Source organism: Candidatus Solirubrobacter pratensis (assembly GCF_000425945.1).
Classification (GTDB): Bacteria; Actinomycetota; Thermoleophilia; order Solirubrobacterales; family Solirubrobacteraceae; genus Solirubrobacter; species Solirubrobacter pratensis.
The window spans coordinates 330,942-353,665 of record NZ_KE384480.1 but is presented as its reverse complement, the minus strand read 5'-3'; the positions used below and the strand labels follow the sequence as shown (position 1 = coordinate 353,665).

The following is a 22,724-nucleotide window of genomic DNA, read 5'->3' as shown; positions in this document are numbered from 1 at the left end:
CTCGCTCGGGTCGCAGGATGCAAAGCTACTACGTGCTCCCGAGCGATTTCCGGGTCGCGCTCGACCCCGCGACGATCGTGCGCGGCGACGCCCTGCTCGGCGGGACGCCGTTCCGGCTCGTACGGCTGAGCGCCGCGCAGCGGGCGGCGGTCGAGGCATGGCGCGAAGGCGCGCCGGTCGGAGACGACGGCGCGCTCGCACGGGCGCTCGTGCACGCCAACCTCGCGCAGCCGATCCCGCCGGGCCGGCCGCGCTTCCCAGGCCCGGACGACGTGACGATCGTCGTCCCGGCGCGCGATCGCGACGTCGCGCATCTGACCGCGCTCGCCCCCCGCGTGATCGTGGTCGACGACGGCTCGCGCGTCCCCATCCCCGGCGCCGCGATCCGCCACGACGCCCCGCGCGGCGCCGGCGCCGCGCGCAACGCGGGAGCGCGCCTGGTCACGACGCCGCTCGTCGCATTCCTCGACTCGGACACCCACCCCGAGCCCGGCTGGCTCGATCCCCTCCTCCCCCACTTCGCGGACCCGCGCGTCGCGCTCGTCGCGCCCCGGATCACCTCGCCGGCGCCGACCACGCGCCTCGCCCGCTACGAGGCGGCCAACTCCCCGCTCGACCGCGGCCCGCTCCCCGCGCGCGTCGTCCCGCACGGCCGCGTCCCGTTCGTGCCCGGCGCGGCGCTGCTGATGCGCACGCCGCTCGCGCGCTTCGACCCCACGCTCGAAGGCGGCGAGGACGTCGACCTCGTCTGGCGGCTGACCGCGCAGGGTCACCACGTCCGCTACGAGCCCAGGGCCCACGTCCTGCACGCCCACCGAACGAGCCCGCGCGCCTGGCTCGCGCGCCGCGCCTACTACGGCCGCACCGCCGCGCCGCTGTCGAGGCGCCACCCCGGCAACGCGCGCCCGCTGCACATCTCCCCCTGGACGACCGCCGCCTGGCTCGCGCTCGCGGCGCGCAGGCCCGTCGCCGCCGCCGCCATCACCGCGACGGCGACCGCGCTGCTCGCCCGCCGGCTCGACGACCCGCGCCTCGCCACCAGGCTCGCGGCCGGCGGCACGCTCAAGGCCGGCCGCCTGATCGCCGACGCGATCGCCCGCACCTGGTGGCCGCTCGCGCTCGCGAAGCCGAAGCTCCTCGCGGCCGCGCTGCTCGCCACCGGCTCACCGCTCCGGGCGCTCGACGGCGCCGCCTACGGCTGGGGCGTCTGGCACGGCTGCATCGTGCAGCGCACGGTGGATCCGCTGCTTGGAGACCTCTCCTGGCGGATCGTCGAGTGTCCGGCGGAGATTCTCATTGAACTCGCGCGCCCGGACTGAGAGGATCGCGCGCGGTCAATAGGGCAAGGAAGCAAGGAGGGTGTTGTTTTGAAGTTGGCAGGCATTGCCGCGAGCGCGCTTGCGCTCGCGGCGATCGGCGCTGGTGCGACGTCCGCGCAGGCGCAGACGACGCCGGCTCCCAGCTATCAGCTGGGCGCAGATGGCACCACCGCGCCGATCTACAGCTACGCCGACGCCATTCGCGAACGGGTCTTCGTGCCCGTCGCCGGCGTCGACCAGGATCAGGACGGCGTCACCGACCGGGTGGCGATCGACATCATCCGGCCCAAGGAGTCCGGGCCGGACAAGCAGGTCCCCGCGATCATCGACGACAGTCCGTACTACACGTCGGTCGGCCGCGGCAACGAGACGCAGTTCATCCACACCACGGCGGCGGGGAACCTGGACTTCTTCCCCCTCTTCGTGGACAACTACTTCGTCCCGCGCGGCTACGCGTACATCGCCGCGGAGGCCGTCGGCACGGCGTTCTCCACCGGCTGCCCGCTGCACGGCGGTCCGGGTGACGTCGCCGGCTTCAAGGCCGTCATCGACTGGCTCGAAGGGCGCGTGCAGGGCTTCACCAGCGTCGCCGGGAACGTCCCGGTCGTCGCGAGCTGGGCCAACGGCAAGAACGCGATGATCGGCAAGTCCTACGACGGCACGTTCGCCAACGGCGTCGCGGCGACGGGCGTCGACGGGCTCACCACGATCGTCCCGATCTCCGCGATCTCGTCCTGGTACGACTACTCGCGGATGGGCGGCATCGCGGAGAACAGCAACTACCCGCGCAGCCTCGACAACAGCATCACCTCGGACCAGCCGGCCAGCAGGCTCGGCGTCGTCCCGCCGGTGAACCACAACACCGCGTGCCAGAAGACCCCGATCCCGGACGTCTTCAACTACCTCAACGGCGTCGACGGCGACGAGACGGGCGACATGAACCCGTTCTGGATCGATCGCGACTATACGAAGGACGTCAGCAAGGTCAAGGCGGCGGTGTTCGAGACGCACGGCCTCAACGACGGCAACGTCATGCCGAAGCAGTTCTCGCAGTGGTGGACGCAGCTCAACGTCCCGAAGAAGCTGTGGCTGTCCAACGAGGGTCACGTCGACCCGTTCGACTACCGCCGCGACCAGTGGGTCGACACGCTGCACAAGTGGTTCGACCACTGGCTCTACGGCATCAACAACGACGTCATGAGCCAGCCGCAGGTCGACATCGAGCGCGAGCCCGGGCAATGGGAGACGCAGGCCAGCTGGCCCGCGGCCGCCTCCAGCACGGTCAACGGCTACCTGCAGGGCACCAAGCCCGGCGCGGCCGGCGCGATCAACCTGAGCTCGGGCGGCGCCGCCGACACGGTCACGTTCAAGGACGGCTTCACGTCGTCGTCGAACGGCCCGACCGAGGCGACCCAGATCGCCAACCCGACCGGCTCGCAGGCGAACCGCGCGGTGTTCCTCACGGCGCCGCTCAAGCACGACCTGCACCTCTCGGGCACGCCGTACATCGACCTGTTCGCTTCGCTCGACAAGCCGCAGAGCAACATCGGCGCGATGCTGGTCGACTACAACTCGACGCCGTTCACGAAGATCAATCCGGCCAACGACGGCGTCAAGACGGACACCGCGACGCCGCGTGACTGCGTCGGCGACTCCACGCCGGCCGACAGCGCGTGCTACCTGCGGATCATCAAGAACCTGCAGTCGACGACGTCCTTCCGCTTCACGCGGGGCATCCTGGACTCGTCCAACCGCGACTCGCTGTACTCGTCCTCTCCGGTCACCCCGGGTCAGGAGTACGAGTTCAAGGTCGAGCAGGAGCCCGTCGACTACATCATCCCGGCGGGCCACCAGCTCGGCGTGATCGTCGAGGGCAACTTCCGCTCGTTCGGCCTGGCCAACACGCTCGGCGCGACGTTCACGATCGACACGAAGAAGAGCACCGTCCAGCTGCCGGTCGACGGCGGCGCCGGCGCGGCGTCCGCTTCGGGCGGCTTCATCACCGACAGCACGGCGCCGACCATGACGCCGGTGCCCGCGGACATGACCGTCGACTCGACCGACGCCACCGGCGCGACCGTGAACTTCGCGACGCCGACGGCGACGGACGACATCGATCCCAACCCGATCGTGACCTGCACGCCGGCCTCCGGCACGAAGTTCAAGGTCGGGACCACGACGGTGACCTGCGCCGCCAAGGACGCCAACGGAAACGCCTCGGCGTCGGGCTCGTTCAACGTCACGGTGCGGTTCGTCGGGACGGCGACCGGCGGCGCCAGCGGCGCCGTGCCGGCGACGCTGTCGCTCACGCTCGGCACGCCCGCCTCGTTCGGCGCCTTCGCGCCGGGCGTTGCGAACGACTACACCGCCTCCACCACGGCGACGGTGACCTCCACTGCCGGTGACGCGACGCTCAGCGTCTCCGATCCCGGCCACCTCACCAACGGCGCGTTCTCGCTCGCGAGCCCGCTGCAGGTGAGCTTCGCCCCGGCGTCCTGGACGGGCCCGGTCTCGAACGCGAACGTCGCGATCTCGTTCGCCCAGCACATCGGCGCCAATGACGCGCTGCGCACGGGCACGTACGGCAAGACGCTGACGTTCACCCTGTCCACAACCACCCCCTAGGACGGCCTCAGGGGCGCCGGCTCGATGGCCGGCGCCCCTCGCCGCCTGCTAGGGACTCGTCGTCGAGAGCGTGAAGGTCAGGGTCGTGGAGTACGTCCCCGTCCTCAGCGCCTCGTTCCCGCCGATGTCCTGGCGGAAGCCGATCGGCACGACGTCATTGGACACCGGGCCGTCGTAGCTCTTCGCTGCGCCGACGATCTGCAGCGGCGACGCGAGCGAGAACGCGCCGTTGCGCAGGTGATCCGGGCCCGTCACGCCGAGCGTCGCGTCGCCGGCCGTGGAGACCACGTTCGCCGTCGTCGACGCCTCGTACGTCTTGCCGATCCCCGGCGTGAACGCGCCGAGGCTCGCGGCCGGGCCGAGCGTCAGCGACAGCGTCGCCGGCACGTCGCCGGCGGCGGTCCCCTGGTCCGACACGGCGTCCGTGCCCGGGTCCGGCGCGTCCGCGAGCAGCTCCAGCTCGGCGATCGTGGGCGTGGGCGCGTCGCCGCTGCTGGCCGTCACCACGAGCCGGTACCTCGCGTACTGGCCCGGCTTCGCGATGGTGAACGGGCGCGTGTAAAGGCGCCACGTGAACCCCTGGTCGGAGCGGGTGTCGAGGTCACGCCACTTCACCCCGTCGTTGGAGCCCTGCAGCGTCCAGCTCGACGGATCGCCCGCCACGTCGCCGGACGTGATCGTGTACATCGTCGCCTTGCGATGGCCGGCGGGCAGCGGGAACTCGATCGTCGGCGTCGCCGAGGCGAACGTCTGCCGCGTGCTCGAGGTGTTGTCGAACAGCGCGCCGGTCGCCGTCGTGGCGTCCATCAGCGGGGCCGGCTTGTGCGAGCCCTTGGTGATCGACGGCGGAGCGTCGTCCTCGCCGCTCCCCCAGCCCGACGGCGCGGGCCCCATGTCGAAGTCGAGCGTCGCCCCGCCCGACAGCACCGACGCCGGGATCGAGGTGCTCGAGTACGGCTTGCCGTTGATCTTCAGGCCCTGGACGTAGACGTTCTTCGCGCTGTTGCCGGGCGCGTTGATCACCAGGTCCTTGCCGTTCTCCAGGTGGATCGTCGCCTTCTTGAACAGCGGCGAGCCGACCGCCCAGTTGGCGCTGCCCATCTGCAGCGGGTAGATCCCCAGCGAGGACATGACGTACCAGGCCGAGAGCTCGCCGTTGTCCTCGTCGCCCGGGTAGCCCTGGCCGATCTCGGAGCCGATGAACTCGCGCTGCAGCGCTTCGCGGATGATCGCCTGCCCCTTGGAGGGCGCGCCCGCGAAGTCGTACATGTACGGGATGTGGTGCGACGGCTGGTTGGACAGCCCCCACTGGCCCAGGCGCACCGCGGCCGCCTCGGTCATCTCGTGGATCGTCCCGTAGGAGCCGAGGCCGGTGGCCAGCTCAGGCGTCGAGAAGAACTGGTCGAGCTTGGCTTCCAGCCCTGCCTTTCCGCCATAGAGGTTGGCGAGGCCGTTGCCGTCCTGGGGAACCGTGAACTGCATGTTCCACGGGTCGGTCTCGGTGAACTGCGTCGAGCCGCCGGCCTTGCTGCCGGTGCCCCAGATCGCCGGGTCCCAGTTGGCCGGCGAGACGGTGAACGCCCCCGCCGCGTTGCGCGACTGGAAGAAGCCGATCGAGGGGTCGAACTGGTTGACGTACTGCGTCGAGCGGTTCAGGAAGTACGTGTAGTCGTCCCAGTACTCCTGCTTGCGCGGGTCGTTCGCCGACGCCTTGTCGTACAGCGCCTTGGCCATGTTGGCGACGCCGTAGTCGTTGATGTAGCCGTCGACCGCCCAGGAGAAGCCCTCGCTGGTCGACGTGGGCGTGTAGCCGAGGAAGGCCGACTGCGCCAGCCCCTTGCGGCCGACGTTGGCGTTCGGCGGGACGACCGCCGAGTTCTTCAGCGCGGCGTCGAACGTCGCCCCGGCGTCGGAGAGCGGCGCGCCCATCAGGTACGCGGTCGCGAAGGCGACGTCCGAGCTCGCGCCGTCCATCAGGTTCGCGTAGCCCGGCGAGGACCAGCGTGCGATCCAGCCGCCGTCCTTGTACTGCTGGACGAAGCCGTCGACCATCTCGCCGGTCTTGCTCGGGTACAGCAGCGAATCCGATGCCCAGACGGTCCGGTAGGTGTCCCAGAACCCGTTGTTGACGTAGGCCTTGCCGGCCACCGGGGCGACGCCCGTGGTCGCCGTCGCGCCGGAGCCCGGCGAGGACAGCGTCGAGGCCTGCGGGGCGTGCATGTAGACGGGCGCGTCGGCCGAGCCCGTGTTCTCGAACGCCGAGTTGGGATAGAGGTTGAGGCGGTAGAGGTTCGAGTAGAGCGTCGTCGACTGGTCGGGCGTCGCGCCGTCCACGTCGATCACGCCGAGCGCCTTGTCCCATTGCTTCTGGGCGTCCGCCTCGACGTCGTCGAAGCTCTTGCCGGTCAGCTCCAGCTCGAGGTTGTGCTGGGCCTGCGCGACGCTGATGAACGACGTCGCGATCTTCATCGTCACGACCTTGCTCGAGGACGTGTCGAAGTTCAGGTAGCGCGTCACGCCACTGCCGCCGGCGCCGGTGGAGGGCCGGTCGAACACGCCGTAGACGAACATCCGCCGCGCGCCGACCGAGAGGCTGCCGCTGCTGACATCCGAGTAGCCGGTGACGACGGTCTGGCCGTTGCCGTCGGACGGCGTCAGCGTGACGCCGGCGTTGTTGTTGACGTTGTCGAGGATCAGCGACGACGCGGCGCCGGTGAACGTGAATCGCAGCTCCGCCGCGTGGTCGGTCGGCGCGATCTCGGCCTTCATCCCGTTCTTGAACGTGACGCCGTAGTAGTACGGCTTGGCCGTCTCGTCGTCATGGGAGAACTCGAGCGCGCGCGCCGAGCGGCTCGTGTTCGGCGACGCGTTCGGCGACGGCATCACCTGGAACGTCTGGCGATCGCCCATCCACGGGCTCGGCTCGTGGCTGATCGAGAGCGCCTGCAGCGTCGGCAGGTTGTTCGCGTTGTTGGACTCCTGGTAGCGGTACAGCCAGGACGTCGAGCCGGCGTCGGTCGCCGGGGTCCAGAAGTTGAAGCCGTGCGGGACGGCGGTCGCGGGGATGTTGTTGCCGCGCGAGAAGGAGCCGTTGGCGTTCGTGCCGCGGCGCGTGTCGACCCAGTCCGACAGGTGGTCGTGCGCCGGCGTGGCGGCGTTCCCGGTGACCTTCAGGTCGTCGATCCAGCCCTGGAACGCCATCCCGCTCTTGCCGGCCGGGTTGTCGTAGTCGACGAGGATCCGCTTGATCGTCCTGCCCGCCGCGACGGCGCCGATGTTCGACGAGATCGCGTTCCACTGCTGCACGTAGAGCGACTTCGAGTCGCCCTGCCCGCGAGCGGAGAGCTGGTAGCCGTGCTGGTCGACGGCGCCGAGGTCGCGCAGGTAGGTGCCGTCGTCGAACTGCAGGTCGACGGCCGCGTACGTGCTCTGGCGCGCGGGATCGCCGCCGCTGAACTCGGGGAAGATCTTGTAGGACAGCTGGGTCGACGCCGTGACCGGGACGTCGACGTCGTAGACGCGGTTGTACGCGTAGTCGCGCCCGTCGGCGGTCAGGCTGCCGCCGTAGCGGAGCGCCTTGAGCCCGGTGAAGCCGACGTTCGGCTTGGCCGTGTAGACGTTGACCGGGCCGCTGCCGATCTCCGCGCGCATGTCGGTCGGCGGCGGGACGGTGTTCGAGCCGTCCGAGAGCACGAGCTCCGACAGCTGGATGATCGAGTCGCCGTGGTTGCGCGTGATGTTCAGCCGGTAGTAGCTGTACGCGGTGGCGTTGTCGAAGTCGTAGGTGTTGACCGCGAAGCGGGCGGCGAAGCTCTGGCCCGTGCGCGTGTCGATCGTCGTCCAGTCGGTCCCGTTGTTGGAGCCCTGGAACTGCCAGTCCTGCGGGTCGCGCCCCGGCGAGTCATTGGCCGCGGCCAACTGGTAGCGCTTGACCACGGTGGGGGCCGACAGCTGATAGGCCGCCCAGCCGGTGCTCGTGAAGCTGAGCCACTTCGTGTTGACGTCGCCGTCCTTGAGGTTGTTGGCGATCTCCCGGGGCGGGTTCTCGCCGCTGGCCGTGACCGCCACGACCTTGTCCATCACACTGCCCGGCAGCCCCGGCTTCGTGCCAGAGACGCCGGACGAGGCCTCGCTCGTGTTCGCGTACGTCGGCGCGGTGTCCGACGCCTCGAACGAGGTCCCGAAGTCGGCAGCCGCCGCCGGCGTCGCCCCGATCAGCGCGACCGTTGTCGCGACCGCGGGAAGCCAGCGGCGAATCCGTTCCGTCTGCATCCATTCTCCTCTGCCCTGGACCCTTGTCTGACAACGTTGTCAGACAGCAGCGACGAATGACACCACTCAGGCAGCGCCGAGTCAAGCCCCGATGAGGACGTACTCGCGCGCGAGGCGCCGGCTCGCGCTCGCGTGCGTGCCGAACGCGTAGCGATGCGGGATCTCGATCCGCTCGACGCGCGGCTTATGGCGGCGCAGCAGCGCCTCGAGCTCGGTCACCTCCAGTGCGGCGTTGGAGCCGTAGGAGACGACGATCGCCGCGTCGCGGAAGCGCTCGAACAGGTCGTCGAGCGCGGGCCTGACCGTGCGCTTGGAGGCGAACGGCGTGTGGCGCTTGCGCAGCTTGCGCGTCCGCGTCTCCCACATGATCTCCTGCCCGCGCCAGTAGGTCGCCAGCCCCTCGAGGAAGTGGTAGCGCTTGATGTAACAGGTGTCGTCGCGCGGCGGCGCATACGGCGGGTCCAGGTACGCGACGGCGAAGTCGTCGTCGATCTCCAGCGCCTCGCCGCAGCGGCTCTCGCATGGGCTGGCTCCGGCGAAGACGGCGCGGTTGAACGCCTCCGCGGCCTCGCGGAAGAGCGCTTCGAGCGGCATGCGCAGGTGGCGGCGGCCGTCGTCGTAGCGCGGCGTCGTGACGGTGAAGACGCCGCGCGGCTGCTTCCAGGCGGCCGCGAGGCAGAGCGCGCCGATCGCGAGCGCGTGCTTGGCCGGCGCCAGCGTGTCGACGTGCGACCAGGCGGCGTCGAGGAACGCGTGGTCGGCGTCCGGGAAGTACAGGCCGGCGAACGTCGTGGCGATGAAGTCGCGGCCGTCGCGGTTGCCACTGCAGATCGCGTCGACGTCCTGCGCCGTGAGCTGTGTCGCGTCGTTGGCCACGAGCGCCTCGGTGAGCGCCGCGGCGAACGTGAGGTGGTCGTTGGCGACGACCGGGCGCCCGCTCGCCTTGAGCACGTAGGAGACGACGCCGGAGCCCGAGAACGCGTCGAGCGCCGGCCCGGGCGGCAGCGCGGCGAAGACCTCGCCGAGCCGCGCGCCGAGGCGGTGCTTGGACCCCATGAAGCGCAGCCGCGGGTAGACGCTCAGCCTCTGCTCGATCGAGAGCACCAGCGAACCGTAACGACGCCGGCGGCGGGCGAGGGCGACTGCCTCGCCCGCCTGCGCGGCTCGCTACGGCGTCGTCGTCGACAGCGTGAACGTCAGCGTCGTGCTGTACGTCCCGGTGCGGAGCGCCTCGTTCGCCCCGATGTGCTGCTTGAACGCGATCCCGAACGCGTCGTTGCTGACGGGACCGGTCCAGCTCGTCTTCCCGGGCGTCACGGCGACCGGCTCGGCCAGCGTGAACGCGCCGTTGGTCAACGTGCCCGGCGAGACGCTCAGCGTCGCGTCGCCCGCCGTGCTCGTCACGGTCGCCGTCGTCGACGCCGTGTAGGTGCCGTCGATCCCGGGAGTGAACGCGCCGAAGCTCGCCGGCGCGCCCAGCGTGAGCGAGAGCGTCGCGGGCACGGTGCCGGCGACGGTCGTGCTCGGCCAGGTCGTGTCGCTCGCCGACGCGCTGGTCCCGAACCGGTTGGTCGCGGTGCAGGTGACCGTGTGGCTCGAGGAGGCGCCCACGGTCGCGGTCCACGTCGCCGGATCGACCGCCAGCGGCGCGCCGTCGACGGTGCACGACGGCGTGCCCTCGATTCCGCTCAGCGTGTCGCTCGCATGCACGGTGATCGTCTGGCCGTCATGCGTGACGCTGATGCTCGGCGGGTCGCTGAGCGACGGGGGCGACTGGTTCGCGCCCCACGTCGTCGGCGTGGCGGAGAGCGTGTAGTCGAGCGTGCCGCCGTCGCTCACCAGCGAGGCGGGGACCCACGGCTTGTCGCTGTCCTGGCCGTTGACCTTCAGGCCCGACACGTACATCGTGCTCGCGTCGGCGCCGGGCGCCGTGATCGTGATCGTCTTGCCGTTCGGCCGCTTGATCTCGATCTTCGGGAACAGCGGGCTGGCCAGCACGAGCTCCGCGCGGGCCGGGTTGTACGGGTACATGCCGAGGCTCGACCAGACGTTCCAGGCCGACATCGTCCCGAGGTCGTCGTTGCCGGTGATGCCGCCGGTCGTGTTCGTCCAGTTCTTCGTGATCAGGCGGCGGACCGTCGACTGAGTCGAGGCCGGCTGCCCGAGGTAGTCGTACATCCACGGCGTCTGGATGTCCGGCTCGTTGGTCGGGTCGAAGCGCGCGCCGCTGCTGCCCGTGGCGTTGAAGTACGCGTTGAAGAACGCGTCCAGGCGCGTCGCGGTGGCGGTCTTGCCGCCCATCAGGCTCGCGAGCTTGGCGACGTCGTCGTAGACCATCCACGAGTACTGCGTCGTGGAGCCCTCGGCGAAGCCGGTCTGCGAGGTCGCGCTGAAGCCGCCGGCGAAGGCGCCGGGGGCGGACGGCGGGACGACGTCGGAGCCGTCGGAGATCGAGAAGTCCGACAGCTGGATGTCCACGTCGCCCTTGTTGGCGGTGAACAGGATGCGGTAGTTGGTGTACGCCGTCGCGTTGTCGACGGCGTAGGTGTTGGTCACCTGACGGTCGGAGAAGCTCGCGCCGGTGACGGTGTCGATCGTCGTCCAGCTGGTGCCGTCGTTGGAGCCCTGCAGCTGCCAGTCGGCGGGGTCGCGCGTGGGCGTGTCGTTGCCGGACGTGAGCGAGTAGCGCTTGACGACCTGCGGCGCGTCGAGCTTGTACGCGACCCAGAGCGGGGCGGCCGCCGTGGGGCGCGCGAACTGCAGCCACTTCGTGCCGTTGTTGCAGTCCTTCAGGCTCGCGGCCGACTCGCTCGGCGCGTTCTCGCCGGACGCCGTGACGGCCGTGACGTGCGCGCCGAGGTCGCCCGGCGGGCAGGCGATCGGCCCGTTCTTGTTCCAGGCGTAGCCCTTGAAGGTGCCGCTCGTCTGGTTCGCGTTGAAGACGTTCTGCCAGTTCTCGCCGCGCTGCAGGAACGTCTTGAACCTGGCGGTGTCGCCGAGTGAGCGGGCGAGCTCGGCGAGGCTGTAGTCGGCCTGCGCGTCCTCGAGCGTCTCGCCCGCGGCGCCCCAGCAGTGGCAGTTGTTGGCCGGGACGTAGCCGAGCTTGAGGTAGTCGGCGAGCGCCGGGCGCTGGCCCGGGCAGCCGATGTTGCAGCCGTTGCCGATCGTCGCGTCGCCGCTGTTGAGCGTGTCGTTGGCGGTGGGGACGGTCGCGGCCTGGATGAGCGAGTTGGTCGCGCCGCCGACGTCGAACGCGTCACCGCCGAACGCGCGGATGCCCGCCTCGATCGCGGGCGACGGGTCGCCCTCCATGATGCTCGTCTTGGCGCTGCGGTCCAGCCAGCGGTCCCACTCGCCGCCGCGCTGAGTGGCGAGGTTGAGCAGCGACTGCGCGAAGTCGGATCCGACCTGCGGGTCCAGCAGCGTGAGCAGCTGCACCTGGCCGCGGTACTGGTCCCAGCCCGAGAGGGTGTCGTACTCCGCCTTCTGATGGGCCGGATCGACGGACTGCGTGGTGCCCGGATGCCCGTGCTGGTCGTCGGCGCCCTCGTACTCGCCGTTGACGTCGCTGGCGAGCGTCGGCTGCAGCAGCGCGTGGTAGAGCGCGGTGTAGAAGACGGTCAGCTGGTCGTTCGTGGTCGTGTCGCCGGGCGTGATGGCGATGCGGCCGAGCTCGTCCTTCCACGCGTCGTGCGCCGCGGTCTTGACCGTGTCGAACGACGTGCCCGCCGGGTTCTCCGCGTCGAGGTTGGCCTTGGCGTTGGCCGCGCTGACGTAGGAGATGCCGACGCGCAGGCCGACCGTCGAGCCCTGCGCGAAGCCGACGTAGGCGCCGGAGCCCTTGTTCTTGCGCGTCGCGCTCGTGTAGCCCTCGCCGCCGGCCGCGGTCGTGGAGTTGGGCGTGACGGTCGCGTCCTTCCAGGTGCCGTAGCTCGTGATCGGCTTGTCGAACTGGGCGGTGAAGAACAGGTGGTAGTAGTTGCGGTTGTTGGTGGTCGTGCCGTTGGCTCCGCAGAAGCCGCCGCCCGTGACCTCACCCGAGACGGTGCCCGTGTCGGGGTCGATCGTCACGTTGGTGGGGTCGCCTGAGCCGACGCCCGAGTTGGACACGCGGAAGAGGACGTTCGCCGGCTTGCCGTCCGGGAACGCGAAGCGGCCGGAGCCGGTGCGCTTGGTGGCCGACAGCTCGGCCGTGACGCCGTTGTCGAGGCCGAGCTTGTAGTAGCCGGCCTGGGCCGTCTCGTTGGCGTGGCTGAACGTGGACGAATACGTCGCGTCGGTCGTGTCGGTCGACGGCGACGTCGTGACGTCGGCGGTGTAGGGCAGGATCGGGACGTCGGAGTCCAGTCCCGCGCAGCCCGTGCCGTTGAGGTGCGTGAGGCTGAAGCCGCGCACCTTCGCGTTCCCGTACACGTACGACCCGGACGCGCCGCTGATGCTGTAGAGGTTGCCCGTCGCCGTCACCGGGCTCCACTGGATCATCCCGAACGGCAGCGTCGCGCCCGGGAACGTGTCACCCGACGCGGTGGACCCGATCAACGGGTTCACGTACGCGGTCGGGTCGGCGACCGGGCCGGCCGCCCACGCGGGCGCGCCGAGCACGGTGGTCGCCAGTCCGGCGAGCAGCGCGGCCCTGCGCGCTCGCCTGAAGGTTGCATCCCGCAAAGGATCCCCTCACTCTCCTCGATGGCGCTGACAACGTTGTCAGCCCTGTCGGCCCGCGATTAGACCGCGCGACGATGAGAAGACACGGAGTCAATAAGGGGGCCCGGGCGCCGCGGGCGTGGGCGGGCGCGGCGTCGCGAGGCGCCGCGGGCACGACGTCGCGAGGCGCCGCCGGCGCGGCGTCGCGAGGCGCCGCCGGCACGACGCCGCGAGGCGCCGCGGGCACGACGTCGCGAGGCGCCGCCGGCACGACGCCGCGAGGCGCCGCCGGCACGACGCCGCGAGGCGCCGCGGGCACGACGTCGCGAGGCGCCGCCGGCGCGGCGTCGCGAGGCGCCGCCGGCACGACGCCGCGAGGCGCCGCGGGCACGACGTCGCGAGGCGCCGCCGGCACGACGCCGCGAGGCGCCGCCGGCACGACGCCGCGAGGCGCCGCGGGCACGACGTCGCGAGGCGCCGCCGGCGCGGCGTCGCGAGGCGCCGCCGGCACGACGCCGCGAGGCGCCGCGGGCACGACGTCGCGAGGCGCCGCCGGCACGACGCCGCGAGGCGCCGCCGGCACGACGCCGCGAGGCGCCGCGGGCACGACGTCGCGAGGCGCCGCTCCCGCGGCCGGCTCAGCGCAGCAGGGCGAGCTGCCCGGTGACGGCCCGCACGGCCTTGGGCGGCCCGCTCACGAGCAGCGCGAGGTAGCCCAGCTCGGGGCTCGCGGCGACGGCGGCGCGGAACTCGTCGTAGTCGTTCGTCTGCTGAGCGGCGACCGGCGCATCGACGACGAGCAGCCCGCGCTCGCGCGCGGCGTCGCGGATCGCGGGGAGCTCGGCGGCCTCGGCGCCGAGCACGGGGAGCCCCGTCGGGATCAGGCCGGGGTGCTGCGAGCCCGCGGCGTCCTCGAACGGCGCGCCGATCAGCTGCGGGCGGTGGACGCCGAGCGTCAGCGCGAGGATCGCGGCGGCGTTCGCGGCAAGCCCCTTCGGAAGCTCGCGGTCGATCACCAGGACCGTGCGGGTCGCGGTGGTCTGGGGCTCGGGCGTGGAGGTCATCGTCTGTGCGGCCATCGGCGCCGATGCTAGACGTACAGACGGCATGGAGTGCGAGACTCCGCAGGATGAACGGTGAATTGACGATGGGGGCGGCCGGCGTACGGCGGCGGCCGGAGAAACGCGGGCGGCGGCGCACGGTGTGCGGCGGCGCCGCGATGGCGTCGGAGGCACGCGATGGCGCGGCGATGGCGCCGGCGGCACGCGGTGGCGCGGCGATGGCGTCGGCGGCACGGAGCGGCGCGGCGATGGCGTCGGCGGCACGGAGCGGCGCGGCGACCGCGCCGCGGACGCGGGGCGGCGCGGGATGAGCGCGCTCGACGCCGTCGACCGCGCGCTCCTGCGCGAGCTCCAGCACGATGCGCGGCGCAGCAACCGCGAGCTCGCCGCGGCTGTGCACGTCTCCCCCTCCACCTCCTCCGAGCGCGTGCGCGCACTGCGTGGGAGCGGCGTGGTGCGCGGCTACCACGCCGACGTGTCGCTCCCCGCGCTCGGCCGCCACGTCCAGGCGCTCACCGCCGTCACGATCCGGCCGCCGACGCGCCGCAACATCGAGGCGTTCCGCAACTGGGTCGGCACGCTCCCGGAGCTGATCGGCGTGTTCGTCGTCTCGGGCGGGAGCGACTTCCTGCTGCACCTCGCGGTCCCGGACACCGACGCGCTCTACGCCTTCGTGATCGACCGGCTGACGGGCCGCCCGGAGGTCGCCGACGTCAACACCTCGATCGTCTACGAGCACATCCGCCGCACCGTGCTCGAGCCGATCGCCCGGGATTGACAACGTTGCCACCACACGGTCGGGCGACATCGAGCTTCCCGTTCATGAGAAGACGAGGTACGACTTGACAATCGCCAAAGGCCCATGACAACGTTGTCGACGGGATGAGAGTGACGACGCGCCCCACGATGCGTCACGTCGCCGAGCGGGCGGGCGTGAGCCTGAAGACGGTCTCGCGCGTCATCAACCACGAGCAGGCCGTCTCCCCAGCGACCGCCGAGCGCGTCCGCGCGGCGATCGGCGAGCTGGGCTTCCGCCGCAACGACCTGGCGAGCTCGCTGCGCCGCGGCTCCACGTCGGCGACCCTCGGGCTCGTCATCGAGGACGTCGCCAACCCGTTCTACTCGGCGGTCGCCCAGGCCGTCGAGGACGCGGCGCGCACCCGCGGCTTCCTGGTCATGACCGGCTCCTGCGACGAGGACCCCGAGCGCGAGCGCGAGCTGATCCTCGCGCTGCTGCGCCGGCGCGTCGACGCGCTGCTGCTCGTCCCCGCCGGCAGCGAACGCGATCGCGGCTGGATCGCCCAGGAGCTCGGGGACGCCACGCCGGTCGTCTTCATCGATCGCCCGCCGACGGGCATCGACGCCGACGCCGTCCTGCTCGACAACGCGGGCGGCGCGCGCGCCGCGGTCGAGCACCTGCTCGCGCACGGGCACCGGCGGATCGCGTGCGTCGCCGACGCGGCCACGCTGTTCACCGCCGCCGAGCGCGTCAGGGGCTTCCGCGCCGGGCTGGCCGCCGCCGGCGTCGCCGAGGACCCGCGCCTGATCCGGCTCGATGCCCGCGGCGTCGAGCACGCCGAGCGGGTCGTGCGCGAGCTGCTCGCGCTCCCGGAGCCGCCGACCGCGATCTTCACCGGCAACAACCGCCACACCGTCGGCGCCCTGCGCGCGCTGCGCGGGCGCGAGGACGAAGTGGCACTCGTCGGCTTCGACGACTTCGAGCTCGCGGACCTCCTGGCGGTGCCGACGACCGTGATCCGCCACGATGCCTTCGCCCTCGGGGCCGAGGCGGCGGCGCTCGCCTTCGCCCGCCTCGACGGCGTCGAGGCGCCGCCGCGGCGCGTCGTCGTCCCCACCGAACTCGTCCCCCGGGGCTCCGGAGAGGTCCAACCCAAATCATGAATCCGCAGGTCCTGCCCCCCAACGTGCTGCGCCACTTCTACGCCGGCGGACCACGCATCGCCGCGTTCCGCGGCGTGACACTCGACAGCGATCACATGCCCGAGGAGTGGATCGGCGCCGTCAACACGACATTCGGCGCCGCCAACGGCCGCGGGCTGTCGCATGCCGCCGACGGCACGCTCGTGCGCGACGCGATCGCCGCCGCCCCCGAGCAATGGCTCGGCGAAGCCCACGTCGGGCGCTACGGCGCGGACGCCGCGCTGCTGACCAAGCTGCTCGACGCCGGCCAGCGCCTGCCGGTCCACTTCCACCCCGGCCGCGCGTTCGCCAAGCGCGAGCTCGGGCTCGATCACGGCAAGACGGAGGCGTGGATCATCGTCGAGGCCGAGCCCGGGTCCACCGTGCACGTCGGTTTCAAGGACGACGTCGAGCTCGACACCGTGCGCGACTGGATGGGCCGCCAGGCGAGCGAGGAGATGCTCGCGGCGATGCACGAGCTGCCGGTGCGCGCGGGCGACGCGATCTTCGTCCCCGCCGGCACGCCGCACTCGATCGGCGCGGGCATCCTCATCCTCGAGCTGCAGGAGCCGACGGACCTCTCGATCACACTCGAGTGGACCGGCTTCCAGCTGACCGAGGACGAGTGCCACCTCGGGCTCGGGTGGGACCGCGCGCTGCCCGCGCTCGACCGCGGCGCCTGGAGCGCGCAGCGCGTCGCGGCGCTGCGCGGAGGCGCCGGCGCGAGCCTGCTGCCGAGCGCCGCCGATCCGTACTTCCGCGCCGAGCGCGTGCGCGGCGGCGAGACGCTCGAGGCCGGCTTCTCGGTCCTGCTCGGGCTGAGCGGCGCCGGCGAGCTCGCCGGGGTGCCCGTCGAGCGAGGCAGCGCGCTGCTGGTCCCGTTCGCCGCGGGGCCGATGCAGCTGACCGGGGACGTGGAGGCGATCCGTTGCCGCCCGCCCGACCCCTCGAGTCCGGAAGGTGAGTGGTGACCCAGCCGCTGCTGGAGGCGCGCGGGATCGTGAAGAGCTTCGGCCGCGTGCACGCGCTGCGCGGGGCCGACTTCACGGTCAACCGCGCGGAGGTCGTCGCGCTGATCGGCGACAACGGAGCGGGCAAGAGCACGCTCGTGAAGACGCTGTCCGGCGTCCACGCGCCCGACGCGGGCGAGATCCTCTTCGAGGGCGCCCCGGTGACGGTGGCCTCGCCGGAGGCCGCCCGCGAGCTGGGCATCGAGACCGTCTACCAGGATCTCGCGCTCGCGCCGGACCTCGAGTCCTCGGCGAACCTGTTCCTCGGCCGCGAGGTGCTACGCCCGGGACTGCTCGGCCGGCTGGGGTTCCTCGACAACGTCGCCATGCGCGACCGCACCGAGGCGGCGTTCGGCGACCTCGGCGTCGGCGTCCAGGACGTCCAGGCGCCGGTTGCCACCTTCTCAGGGGGTCAACGGCAGGGCGTCGCGGTCGCGCGCGCGGTGACGTGGGCAAGCAAGGTCGTGTTCATGGACGAGCCCACGGCGGCGCTGGGCGTCGTCCAGACACGGCGCGTGCTCGACCTGATCATGCGCGTGCGCGACCGTGGCCTGAGCGTCGTCCTGATCTCGCACAACATGCCCGAGGTGATGGAGGTCGCCGACCGCGTCGAGGTGCTGCGCCTGGGCCAGCGCGTCGCCACCTTCAAGCGCGGCGAGGGGACGATGGAGGATCTCGTGGGCGCGATGACCGGAGCGCTGGTGCAGTCATGACCACGCCCGTCGTCGATCCCTCCGCCCAGCTCCCCGAAGACGCCGACGTCGGTCACCTGAGCCGCTGGCAGCGGCTCGCCCTCGGCTCCACGACGTCGATCTTCCTGATCCTCGTCGCGATGATCGTCGTCTTCTCGGCGCTCCAGTTCGACTCGTTCGCGACCGTCGACAACGTCCGCAACGTCTGCACCGACGCCTCGGTGCTGCTCGTGCTCGCGGTCGGCATGACCTTCGTGATCATCACGTCGGGCATCGACCTCTCGGTCGGCTCGGTGCTCGTCTTCTCGGGCGTGATCGCCGCGCGGCTGATGAACGCCGTCGGCGGCAACGGCTGGGGCACGATCGTGATCGGCATCGCCGGCGCGCTCGTCGCCGGCCTCGCGTGGGGCCTGCTCAACGGCACCCTGATCACCAAGCTGCGCGTGCCGCCGCTGATCGTCACGCTCGGCAGCTTCGGCATGGCGCAGGGCGCCGCGCTGCTGATCACGGGCGGCACCGACGAGCGCAGCGTGCCGACCAAGCTGGTCGACACGATCGGCACCGGCCGGCTGTTCAACCAGGTGCCCTACATCGTGATCATCGCGGTCGCGGTCGCCCTGTTCTTCGGCGTGATCCTGCGGCTGACGCGCTTCGGGCGCTACACGTACGCGGTCGGCTCCAACGCGGAGGCGCCGCGTCGCGCGGGCATCGCGGTCGACCGGCACCTGATCAAGGTCTACGCGCTGGCGGGCACGCTGGCCGGCCTCGCCGGCTTCCTCAGCCTCGCGCGCTTCTCGACGACCACCCTCGGTGGGCACTCCACCGACAACCTCAACGCGATCGCCGCCGTCGTGCTCGGCGGGACGTCGTTGTTCGGCGGGATCGGGACGATCGGCGGCACCGTCGTCGGCGTCTTCATCCCCGCCGTGTTGCAGAACGGCTTCGTGATCACCGGAGTGCAGCCCTTCTGGCAGCAGGTTGCCGTGGGCGCGGTGCTGATCGTCGCCGTGTACCTCGATCAGCTCCGGCGCAGGACCCAGTACCGGGACTGAACGACCCTGATTGTGAAGGGGGAGAGCGTTATGAGGAAGTGGATCGCGGCGATCTGCGTCGCGGCGCTGGCGGCCGGAGTGGCGGCCTGCGGATCGGATAACAACAGCTCGAGCTCGGGTGCGAGCTCGGGCAGCAGCAGCTCCGGCGGCGGCAAGAAGTACAAGATGACGCTGATCGCCGGCGTGAAGGGCGACGAGTTCTACCTGACCATGAACTGCGGCGCCCAGGCGGCGGCGAAGGCGAACAACGTCTCGCTCGACTTCCAGGGACCGGACGAGTTCGACGCCTCGCAGCAGACGCCGATCGTCAACGCGGTCGCGGCCAAGAAGCCTGACGCGGTGCTGATCGCGCCGACCGACACGAAGGCGATGTACGCCCCGATCAAGCAGATGGCGGCCAACGGCACGAAGATCGTGCTCGTCGACACCACCTTGGACGACCCGAGCATGGCGGTCTCCCAGATCGCCTCCGACAACGAGAAGGGCGGCGAGGCCGCCGCGCAGGAGCTGACCAAGCTCATCGGCGGCAAGGGCAAGGTCATGGTCGTCAACGTCAAGCCGGGCATCTCGACCACCGACGCGCGCGGCAAGGGCTTCGAGACCGGCGCCAAGGCAGCCGGCCTCGACTACCTCGGCCAGCAGTACGACGACGACGATCCCGCCAAGGCGGCCGCGGTCGTCACCGCGACGCTGTCGAAGCACCCGGATCTCAAGGGCATCTTCGCCGCGAACCTGTTCTCCGCCGAGGGCGCGGCCTCCGGCCTCAAGCAGGCGGGCAAGCAGAACGCGGTCAAGATCGTCGGCTTCGACGCCGGCCCCAAGCAGGTCGAGGACCTCAAGGCCGGGACCGTGCAGGCGCTGATCGCCCAGCGTCCGGCCGAGATCGGCAAGGACGGCGTCGAGCAGGCGCTGGCGGCGCTGGGGGGCAAGCCGGTGCAGAAGCAGATCGGCACCGACTTCGCGGTCATCACCAAGGACAACCTCGCGCAGAACCAGGACGCGCTCTACAAGTCCACCTGCTGAGAAACCTAAAGAGGGTCAGACCCCTTTATCTAAAGGGGTCTGACCCCGTTTATGTTGGGCTGGTGGAGGAGGAGCGGCTCGCGGGTGGGAACCTCGGTGGCGCGGTGCGTGCCGGCGACACGGTGCGCAAGGCGGCCAAGCCGCGGACGGCGTGGGTGCAGGGGTTGCTCGCGTGGGTGCGCGAGCGTGGGTTCCCGGAGGCGCCGGAGCCGCTCGGGCTCGACGAGCGCGGGCGCGAGGCGCTCGGGTTCATCGAGGGCGACGTGCCCGAGTACCCGCTCCCGCCGTGGGCACTGACCGACGACGCGCTCGTCGCGGTGGCGCGGTTGCTGCGGCGCCTGCACGACGCGAGCGCCGGCTACGACGGCGCCGGCGTCGTCTGCCACAACGACGTCGCTCCCTACAACACGGTCTACGTGGACGGCCGGCCCGTCGCCTTCATCGACTGGGACTTCGCCGCCCCGGCGCCGGGGGCGTGGGACCTCGCGCACGTCGCGTGGCGGTTCGCGCCGCTGACCGCCGGCGGCGACGTGGCGGAGTCCGCGCGGCGCGTGCGGCTCGTGTGCGACGCGTACGGCCTCCAGGAGCGCGCCGGCTTCGTCGAGACGATCGCCGCCCGCGCGCAGTGGCTGCACGACACGATCCGCGACCGCGCCGCGGCCGGGGATCCCGGCTTCGCCGCGATGTGGAGCACCGAGCACTCCAAGCAGCCGCTGCGCGACCGCGCGTGGGTGCTCGCGCACGCCGCGCAGCTGGCTCCGTAGCCCGACGCCCCGCGACCGCGGCGGTCAGCCGGCGGAGTCGATGACGTCGAGCGACCAGCCGGACTTCCCGCGCGTGAGCTCGACGCGGCGGCCGCTCGCCGCGACGACCTCGGCGACGGCCTGCGGCGTGCGCGGCACCGGCGTGGCCTCGAGCGCGAGGCGGGCGACGTCGCCGCGGGTGGCCTTGACCATGTGCGAGACCACCGTGCGCTCTCCGGCGCGCTCCGTCAACCCGCGGACGGCGAGCACGGTGGCGTCGCGCGGCGCGAACGCGGCCGCGTAGCCGCCTGAGCGCAGGTCCAGGACGAGGCCGGACGCAGGGATCGCCTCCTGGAGCGCCGGCCGCCAGTAGGACGCCAGCCCCGGGAAGCCCGGGAGGCGCGCGGAGATCGACAGGCGGTACGCGGGGATGCGGTCGCCCGGGCGGGTGAAGCCCCACAGCCCGCTGGCGATCAGCACGCGGCGGCGGGCGCTCGCCGGCAGCCCCGCGAGCCGCAGGTGCTCGAACAGCACGCCGGTGTAGACCTTGCTCGCCGCGGCCGCTGGAGCCGTGCGCACGCTCGCGTTGCGCTCGAGCTCACCCGCCTGGGTGGCGCTCAGGCCGAGCGCGGTGAGCGCCGCCTCTCCGGTGCCGAGGGCGCCGAGCGCGTCGAGCAGCGCCTCGCGGCGCTCGGTCAGCTCGGGGAAGGACAGCTTGGCGAGGTCGACCGGCGCTCCGCGGCGGGGCGCGGTCTTTCCCTCGGAGGGCGGCAGCAGCACGAGCATGGGGCGCGCGGCAGGCTAGCCAACCGCGCTGGTTAGGACCTGTTCAGAACCGCGCGATCCGCCGCCGCGCACGCGAACCTACAGCCGCGATGGGTCCAGGCTTCGCATCCCGGCGGCCCCTGCTCATCGCCGCCGCCCTCGCTCTGCTCACCGCCGCCTCGCTGGCGCTGCGGACCGGCGGCCTGCGCTCGGGCTACTGGATCGACGAGGGCATCGCGGTCGGGATCGCCTCGCACCCGCTGGTGGACATCCCCCACGCGCTGGTGCAGGACGGCTCTCCCCCGCTCTACTACGTGCTGCTGCACGTCTGGATGGGCGTCGCCGGAAGCGGCGAGGCGGCCACGCGCTCGCTGTCGCTGCTGTTCGCGCTGCTCGCGATCCCGGTCTCCTGGTGGGCCGGGAGCGCGGCGTTCGACCGCCGGACCGGCGCGCTCGCGGCGGCGGGCGCGGCGGGGGCGCCGTTCCTGACGTACTACGCGCAGGAGACGCGGATGTACTCGCTCGTCGTCGTGCTGTCGATCGCGGCGTGCGCGAGCTTCGTGCTGGCCTTCGTGCGCGGACAGCGGCGGCACGTGCCGCTGCTGGGCCTGTGGATCGTGCTGCTGCTCTACACGCACAACTGGGGCCTGTTCCTCGCCAGCGGGATGGCGGTCGCGTGGCTCGCGCTGCGCCGGCGCGGGAAGGTCGAGACGCGCGACGGCGCGCTGCTCGCCGCGGGGATCGCGGCCGCGTACGTGCCGTGGCTGCCGAGCCTGGTCTCGCAGGCGCTGCACACCGCGGCGCCGTGGTCGGCCCGCCCGGGAGCGCTGCAGCTGCTCGCCATCCCTGGCGGGCTGTTCGGCTATGTCGCGGCGCCGCTGCTGGCGCTCGCGCTCGTCGCCGCGGTCAAGCGGCGGCCGGGGCTCGAGGACGGCGTCCGCATGCTGCTGCTGATCGCGGCGACGACCGCACTGGCCGCCTGGCTGTCGTCGCAGCTGCAGCCGGCGTGGTCGACGCGCTATCTCGCGGTGCTGATGGGACCGCTGCTGCTCGCGCTCGCCGCCGTGCTGTCGCGCGGTGCGCGCTGGACCGCCGTCGCGCTCGTCGCCACGGGCGCCGCCTGGCTGATCACCGGCGCCGCGCCGTCGAAGAGCAACGTGCGGACGGTGGCGCACCGCGTCGCGCCGGAGATCCGCAGCGGCGACCTCGTCGTGTCCACTCAGCCCGAGCAGGTCCCGGTGCTGTACCGCTACCTCCCGCGCGGCGCGATCTACCTGACGCCGCTCGGCCTCGTCGCGGACCCGCGGCTGACCGACTGGCGCTACGGGCTCACGCGGCTGCGCGCCGGCAAGGCCAAGCGGACGCTGCTCCCGATCGTCGACGGCCTGCCGGCCGGGCGGCGGATCCTGATCGTCACGCCGGTCGGCGAGCGCGGGAAGGCGCCGTGGAGCCGGACGGTCCGCGTCCGCACGCGCGAGTGGCGCGCGGCGCTGCGCGAGGACCCGCGGCTGCGCCCGATCGGCGCGCCCCACCGCGCGAGGCTCGCCGGTCGTCGCAGCGCCGTGCGGGCCGAGCTCTACCAGGTGCGCTGAGCGTCA

At 71.9% G+C, this 22,724-nt stretch carries 15 protein-coding genes; 10 read left to right on the top strand and 5 right to left on the bottom strand.

The features are described 5' to 3' along the window. Positions 1 to 17: 17 nt before the first annotated feature. Together mftF and H958_RS40495 are read left to right on the top strand one after the other, a co-directional pair. A complete protein-coding gene (gene mftF, locus H958_RS40500; RefSeq protein WP_051324839.1) occupies positions 18 to 1,319 on the top strand; it encodes a mycofactocin biosynthesis glycosyltransferase MftF in 1,302 nt (433 codons plus the stop codon). Between the two features lie 54 nt (positions 1,320 to 1,373). Then, on the top strand, positions 1,374 to 3,944 hold the full coding sequence (locus H958_RS40495) for a CocE/NonD family hydrolase (RefSeq protein ID WP_051324838.1): 2,571 nt from the start codon (positions 1,374 to 1,376) through the stop codon (positions 3,942 to 3,944). A gap of 48 nt (positions 3,945 to 3,992) precedes the next feature. On the opposite strand, the gene H958_RS40490 is transcribed toward H958_RS40495, so the two are convergent. The 4 genes from H958_RS40490 to H958_RS0126170 all read right to left on the bottom strand — a co-directional run bounded on the left by H958_RS40490 (position 3,993) and on the right by H958_RS0126170 (position 13,939). After that, on the bottom strand, positions 3,993 to 8,216 hold the full coding sequence (locus H958_RS40490) for a GH92 family glycosyl hydrolase (protein WP_051324837.1): 4,224 nt from the start codon (positions 8,214 to 8,216) through the stop codon (positions 3,993 to 3,995). 81 nt (positions 8,217 to 8,297) lie between these two features. Beyond that, entirely contained in the window at positions 8,298 to 9,320 is a 1,023-nt protein-coding gene (locus H958_RS0126185; protein ID WP_196807575.1) for a hypothetical protein, read from the bottom strand. 63 nt (positions 9,321 to 9,383) lie between these two features. Beyond that, a complete protein-coding gene (locus tag H958_RS44085; protein ID WP_156028289.1) occupies positions 9,384 to 12,881 on the bottom strand; it encodes a GH92 family glycosyl hydrolase in 3,498 nt (1,165 codons plus the stop codon). A 617-nt stretch (positions 12,882 to 13,498) separates the two neighbouring features. Beyond that, on the bottom strand, positions 13,499 to 13,939 hold the full coding sequence (locus tag H958_RS0126170) for a DUF2000 domain-containing protein (protein ID WP_196807574.1): 441 nt from the start codon (positions 13,937 to 13,939) through the stop codon (positions 13,499 to 13,501). A 289-nt stretch (positions 13,940 to 14,228) separates the two neighbouring features. On the opposite strand from H958_RS0126170, the gene H958_RS0126165 reads away from it, so the two are divergent. From H958_RS0126165 to H958_RS40480, 7 genes are all read left to right on the top strand, one after another. Further along, entirely contained in the window at positions 14,229 to 14,699 is a 471-nt protein-coding gene (locus H958_RS0126165; protein ID WP_028060806.1) for an Lrp/AsnC family transcriptional regulator, read from the top strand. 104 nt (positions 14,700 to 14,803) lie between these two features. Continuing rightward, entirely contained in the window at positions 14,804 to 15,823 is a 1,020-nt protein-coding gene (locus H958_RS0126160; RefSeq protein ID WP_028060805.1) for a LacI family DNA-binding transcriptional regulator, read from the top strand. Continuing rightward, on the top strand, positions 15,820 to 16,812 hold the full coding sequence (locus tag H958_RS0126155; protein WP_028060804.1) for a class I mannose-6-phosphate isomerase: 993 nt from the start codon (positions 15,820 to 15,822) through the stop codon (positions 16,810 to 16,812). Before H958_RS0126160 ends, H958_RS0126155 begins: the two co-directional genes overlap by 4 nt. Further along, a complete protein-coding gene (locus tag H958_RS0126150; protein ID WP_028060803.1) occupies positions 16,809 to 17,564 on the top strand; it encodes an ATP-binding cassette domain-containing protein in 756 nt (251 codons plus the stop codon). Before H958_RS0126155 ends, H958_RS0126150 begins: the two co-directional genes overlap by 4 nt. Beyond that, positions 17,561 to 18,595: an ABC transporter permease gene (locus H958_RS0126145; protein WP_028060802.1), complete on the top strand. Its 1,035-nt coding sequence runs from the start codon at positions 17,561 to 17,563 to the stop codon at positions 18,593 to 18,595. The genes H958_RS0126150 and H958_RS0126145 overlap by 4 nt, the downstream gene beginning before the upstream one ends. Positions 18,596 to 18,625: 30 nt before the next feature. Further along, complete coding sequence (locus H958_RS0126140; RefSeq protein ID WP_028060801.1) at positions 18,626 to 19,618, top strand: ABC transporter substrate-binding protein; 993 nt, start codon at positions 18,626 to 18,628, stop codon at positions 19,616 to 19,618. Positions 19,619 to 19,680: 62 nt separating this feature from the next. Next, positions 19,681 to 20,382, top strand: coding sequence for a phosphotransferase (locus H958_RS40480; protein ID WP_051324836.1), 702 nt, complete (start codon positions 19,681 to 19,683; stop codon positions 20,380 to 20,382). Positions 20,383 to 20,406: 24 nt separating this feature from the next. Here H958_RS40480 and H958_RS0126130 read toward each other — a convergent pair whose 3' ends face one another. After that, a complete protein-coding gene (locus H958_RS0126130) occupies positions 20,407 to 21,147 on the bottom strand; it encodes a YaaA family protein (protein ID WP_028060800.1) in 741 nt (246 codons plus the stop codon). Between the two features lie 89 nt (positions 21,148 to 21,236). Here H958_RS0126130 and H958_RS0126125 point away from each other — a divergent pair, with 89 nt between their 5' ends. After that, entirely contained in the window at positions 21,237 to 22,718 is a 1,482-nt protein-coding gene (locus tag H958_RS0126125; RefSeq protein ID WP_028060799.1) for a glycosyltransferase family 39 protein, read from the top strand. The last annotated feature ends 6 nt before the right edge of the window (positions 22,719 to 22,724 follow it).

Bases quoted from the DNA above. Each gene is read 5' to 3' on its own strand.
- mftF (WP_051324839.1), top strand. From the start codon at position 18: ATGCAAAGCTACTACGTGCTCCCGAGCGATTTCCGGGTCGCGCTCGAC.
- H958_RS40490 (WP_051324837.1), bottom strand. From the start codon at position 8,216: ATGCAGACGGAACGGATTCGCCGCTGGCTTCCCGCGGTCGCGACAACG.
- H958_RS0126170 (WP_196807574.1), bottom strand. From the start codon at position 13,939: ATGGCCGCACAGACGATGACCTCCACGCCCGAGCCCCAGACCACCGCG.
- H958_RS0126165 (WP_028060806.1), top strand. From the start codon at position 14,229: ATGAGCGCGCTCGACGCCGTCGACCGCGCGCTCCTGCGCGAGCTCCAG.
- H958_RS0126160 (WP_028060805.1), top strand. From the start codon at position 14,804: ATGAGAGTGACGACGCGCCCCACGATGCGTCACGTCGCCGAGCGGGCG.
- H958_RS0126155 (WP_028060804.1), top strand. From the start codon at position 15,820: ATGAATCCGCAGGTCCTGCCCCCCAACGTGCTGCGCCACTTCTACGCC.
- H958_RS0126145 (WP_028060802.1), top strand. From the start codon at position 17,561: ATGACCACGCCCGTCGTCGATCCCTCCGCCCAGCTCCCCGAAGACGCC.
- H958_RS0126140 (WP_028060801.1), top strand. From the start codon at position 18,626: ATGAGGAAGTGGATCGCGGCGATCTGCGTCGCGGCGCTGGCGGCCGGA.
- H958_RS0126130 (WP_028060800.1), bottom strand. From the start codon at position 21,147: ATGCTCGTGCTGCTGCCGCCCTCCGAGGGAAAGACCGCGCCCCGCCGC.
- H958_RS0126125 (WP_028060799.1), top strand. From the start codon at position 21,237: ATGGGTCCAGGCTTCGCATCCCGGCGGCCCCTGCTCATCGCCGCCGCC.